This window comes from Endozoicomonas sp. SESOKO4, assembly GCF_024606275.1.
In genome coordinates this window covers 1-3,351 of record NZ_JAHHPS010000504.1, presented here as the reverse complement: position 1 = coordinate 3,351, position 3,351 = coordinate 1, and the positions used below count along the sequence as shown (strand labels likewise).

5 protein-coding genes and 1 pseudogene are annotated in these 3,351 nt (G+C 48.4%); 5 read left to right on the top strand and 1 reads right to left on the bottom strand.

The window, feature by feature from the left end; translation table 11 throughout:
• Positions 1-144, bottom strand: a pseudogene (locus KDK16_RS09890) (YihA family ribosome biogenesis GTP-binding protein); the annotation flags it as partial.
• A 56-nt stretch (positions 145-200) separates the two neighbouring features.
• On the opposite strand from KDK16_RS09890, the gene KDK16_RS09885 reads away from it, so the two are divergent.
• The 5 genes from KDK16_RS09885 to KDK16_RS09865 all read left to right on the top strand — a co-directional run.
• Complete coding sequence (locus KDK16_RS09885; RefSeq protein WP_257275871.1) at positions 201-458, top strand: hypothetical protein; 258 nt, start codon at positions 201-203, stop codon at positions 456-458.
• A 123-nt stretch (positions 459-581) separates the two neighbouring features.
• Positions 582-1,187, top strand: a complete 606-nt coding sequence (locus KDK16_RS09880) for a cytochrome c (RefSeq protein WP_257253240.1) — start codon at positions 582-584, stop codon at positions 1,185-1,187.
• A gap of 304 nt (positions 1,188-1,491) precedes the next feature.
• A complete protein-coding gene (locus KDK16_RS09875; RefSeq protein WP_257275870.1) occupies positions 1,492-2,187 on the top strand; it encodes a thiol:disulfide interchange protein DsbA/DsbL in 696 nt (231 codons plus the stop codon).
• Positions 2,188-2,252: 65 nt separating this feature from the next.
• Complete coding sequence (locus tag KDK16_RS09870) at positions 2,253-3,125, top strand: endonuclease/exonuclease/phosphatase family protein (RefSeq protein ID WP_257275869.1); 873 nt, start codon at positions 2,253-2,255, stop codon at positions 3,123-3,125.
• Positions 3,122-3,351: adenylyltransferase/cytidyltransferase family protein (locus KDK16_RS09865; protein ID WP_257275868.1), on the top strand; the 230-nt coding region annotated here is incomplete at its 3' end. The genes KDK16_RS09870 and KDK16_RS09865, both read left to right, overlap by 4 nt.

The window sequence follows — 3,351 nt, the reverse complement described above, 5'->3', positions numbered from 1 at the left end:
ATTCAGGGCACTGGATTTACCGGCGTTGGAGCGACCCGCAAAAGCGACTTCCCTGCCATTATCGGGCGGGCACAGTTTCAGCCTGGGGGCGCTGGTTAGAAATTTGGCCTTGCGATAATTTAAACCGCTTCTGGGTTCACTCATGTGTCAGACCTGTCAGCAAGCTCCCTGGTCAGGGAGTTTTACCATAGAAATGAAAAGTGGGCGCAATTTTGCTTGACTTGTGGATCAAATGGAATAGCTGCGAAGCAATTGCCGACGATTGGCAGCCGGTTATCATGAGCCAGATGTCCCGGGAAAAAACAGTTTGTCTGAACAGCGGCGAATTTACTGGGCTCGACCACCTATCGGAAAATAGCAATAAGGTATATAATGGCGGTCGTTTTGAGGCATATGCAGCCATTTTAATCCACCATTTTCAGAATAAAGGCCGAAAACAGGTCGAAAAAATCAGCTGAATAATGAGGATGTTTGTAAAGACAGAGAGGTCTCCGCCTTTACAAACAGATGCTGAACAGCTGACTGGAAAGGTTGGAATAATAACAGTCACTCATGGCAAGTGCCGTAGCTGGGTCAGGTTAATGAAAAAAGTTATTTTCGCTCTGGTAGTGTCCTTGGGGGTATCAGGTGTGGCATTTGCGAAAGGGGATGCAAATGCTGGAAAAGCCAAAGTGGCAAACTGTACCGCCTGCCATGGAGCAACAGGTGTAAGCCTGGCTCCCAATTTCCCCAATCTGGCAGGGCAAGGCGAACGCTATCTGGTTAAACAGATTTCAGACATTAAGGCCGGTAACCGCAGTGTTCCGGAAATGATGCCTTTCGTAGGGCAGCTGACAGAACAGGATATCGAAGATATCGCTGCTTTCTATGCCAGTCAGCCTGCGCCTGAGGGGGTAGCCGATCCTGAAATGGTGGGGCTGGGCGAACAGCTATACCGCTTTGGTGATCAGAAGAAAGGCATTCCTGCTTGCGCTGCCTGTCACTCTCCAACCGGTCAGGGTAACCCTTTGGCAGGCTTCCCGAAAATCAGTGGTCAGCACGCTCAGTACACGGCTAAGCAGTTGCGTGATTTCCGCGAGGGCGTTCGTATGAATGATGGCGACACCAAAGTGATGAGAAGCATCGCTGAAAAGCTGAGCAATAAGGAAGTGGACGCTCTGTCCAGTTATATCAGTGGTCTGCGATAACAGATAACACTATCGGCTGTTTAAGAAGAGCTGATAGTGCAGTGGTTTAGCCATAAGCGCAAAAAGCGGTTTGCAATGATGAGTTGCAAACCGTTTTTTATGACTGGAAGGAAGAGGGACATATTTTCTTCGTCTGAGCTTTTTACCATGAAAAATGCCAATCAATGGTACTCCTGTGCAAGCCTGCCCTGCGTATAACCGATTTACGAACCAACGAACGTATCAAATTCAGGCAGACGGGCCCCCGGACTTCTGTTAACTTGTCATCAGATAGATCATTATAAAAGGCTTGGAGTGTATTTAGATGCCAAAACAACTGAAATTTTTATGGTTGGCTCTGGTTTTGCCATTAATGGCGCAGGCTGCTGTAGAGGACAAATACAAGGAAGGTCAGGATTACCAGGTTCTGTCTAACCCGGTTCAGACTTCAGTGAAGAAAAGCCAGATCGAAGTGGCAGAAGTCTTCTGGTATGGCTGCCCGCATTGTTACACTCTGGAACCCATTGTTGCGCGTTGGAAGCCTTCTCTGGAAAAGGACACTCGTGTAGTTCGTACGCCTGGTTTCTTTGGTCCAAACATCTGGAAAGCCCATGCCCAGCTTTACTACACTCTGGAAACTATGATTCCTGAAGAGAAAAAACTGAACGAAATACACGAAAGTATTTTTGCTGAAATTCAGAATCGGAATAACCGTCTTGGCGACGTGAGAGCCATGGGGGACTTTCTTCAGAATCGCCACGGTATTGATCCCAAGCAATTTGCCAGCTTCTATAACTCCTTCGGAGTTCTGAACCTGATGAATCAGGGTGGTTCAAAAATCAAAGGTTATCAGTTAAACGGTGTTCCAGCTTTGGTAGTTGATGGCCGATATGTTATTGAACCCAGGGTGGGGTTGGAAAACATGCCTGTTATTGCTGATTTCCTGATCAAGAAAGTGCGTGATGAGCGTGCAGCCAAGGCAGAGCCTGAGGCTAAGCAAGCGTCACAGGCAAAAAGCTGAACATTATGACCCCTTCAACAAGATAGATGCTGGACTGAACAGCATCCGGAATTCAGGTTTCACTGATGCCGATTAGAGCTTTGAAGGGGGCCTTGTCTTCTCGTTTGAAGAGGGACAGAGCTCCGGGATCCGTTCACCGCAGTGAGCTGGTTTACAACCCCCGATCACAAAAGCCCGGGCACATTCGTCTGCTGAGCTTTAATATTCAGGTAGGCATCAATACTCAGCAATATGGTCATTATCTGACTCGCGGCTGGCAACACCTTTTACCTCATTCCAGGCGGGCAAGAACACTGGATCAGATTGCTGCTGCCCTCCCCGATTTTGATCTGGTCGCTCTTCAGGAAGCCGACGGTGGAAGCCTCAGAAGCGGTTTTATCAATCAAACCGAATACCTTGCCCTTAAATGCCAGTTTCCATATTGGTATCACCAGTTGAATCGAAATCTCGGCAAGCTGGCGCAGCACAGCAATGGATTCCTGAGTCGCTTCAAGCCCACTATTCTTGAAGATCACAAACTGCCCGGATTGATTCCGGGACGGGGAGCAATCGTTGCCCGGTTTGGAGATACCCGGAACCCTTTAGTCGTGGTGATGATGCATCTGGCTCTCAGCCAGAGGGCCAGAAATGGCCAACTTTCCTATATCAGAGACTTGGTCAGAACTTACAATCATGTGGTTCTGATGGGCGATATGAATACCCACGCTGAACAACTGCTCAATAACTCACCACTGAAAGACACTGACTTGCAGGCTGTTCATTCAGAACTAAATACTTTTCCCAGCTGGCGCCCCAGTCGCTCACTGGACCATATTCTGGTCAGCCCTTCCTTGATAGTCCATCAGTTCGGTGTCCTTAATCTGCCTATTTCAGATCATTTGCCCATCGCAGTGGAAGTGGAAGTACCAAAGAGTGTGATTTTGGAAACAACACTATGACCGCCAGGAAAATAGGCATATTGGGTTCTGCGTTTAACCCGCCAACATTGGGGCATCTGGATGTATTGGAACAGGCCCGGCAGCAGTTTGACCTGATATTGCTGGTGCCCAGCGCTGCCCATGCTTTTTCCAAGTCGATGCTACCGTTTCATCACCGGATGGCCATGTGCCAGCGGCTGATGAACTCAGTACAACTGCCCCAATGTCAGATAGAAGTTTCTGGGAT

Excerpts from the sequence above, each read along its gene's own strand:
- KDK16_RS09880 (WP_257253240.1), top strand. The coding sequence starts at position 582 with ATGAAAAAAGTTATTTTCGCTCTGGTAGTGTCCTTGGGGGTATCAGGT.
- KDK16_RS09875 (WP_257275870.1), top strand. The coding sequence starts at position 1,492 with ATGCCAAAACAACTGAAATTTTTATGGTTGGCTCTGGTTTTGCCATTA.
- KDK16_RS09870 (WP_257275869.1), top strand. The coding sequence starts at position 2,253 with ATGCCGATTAGAGCTTTGAAGGGGGCCTTGTCTTCTCGTTTGAAGAGG.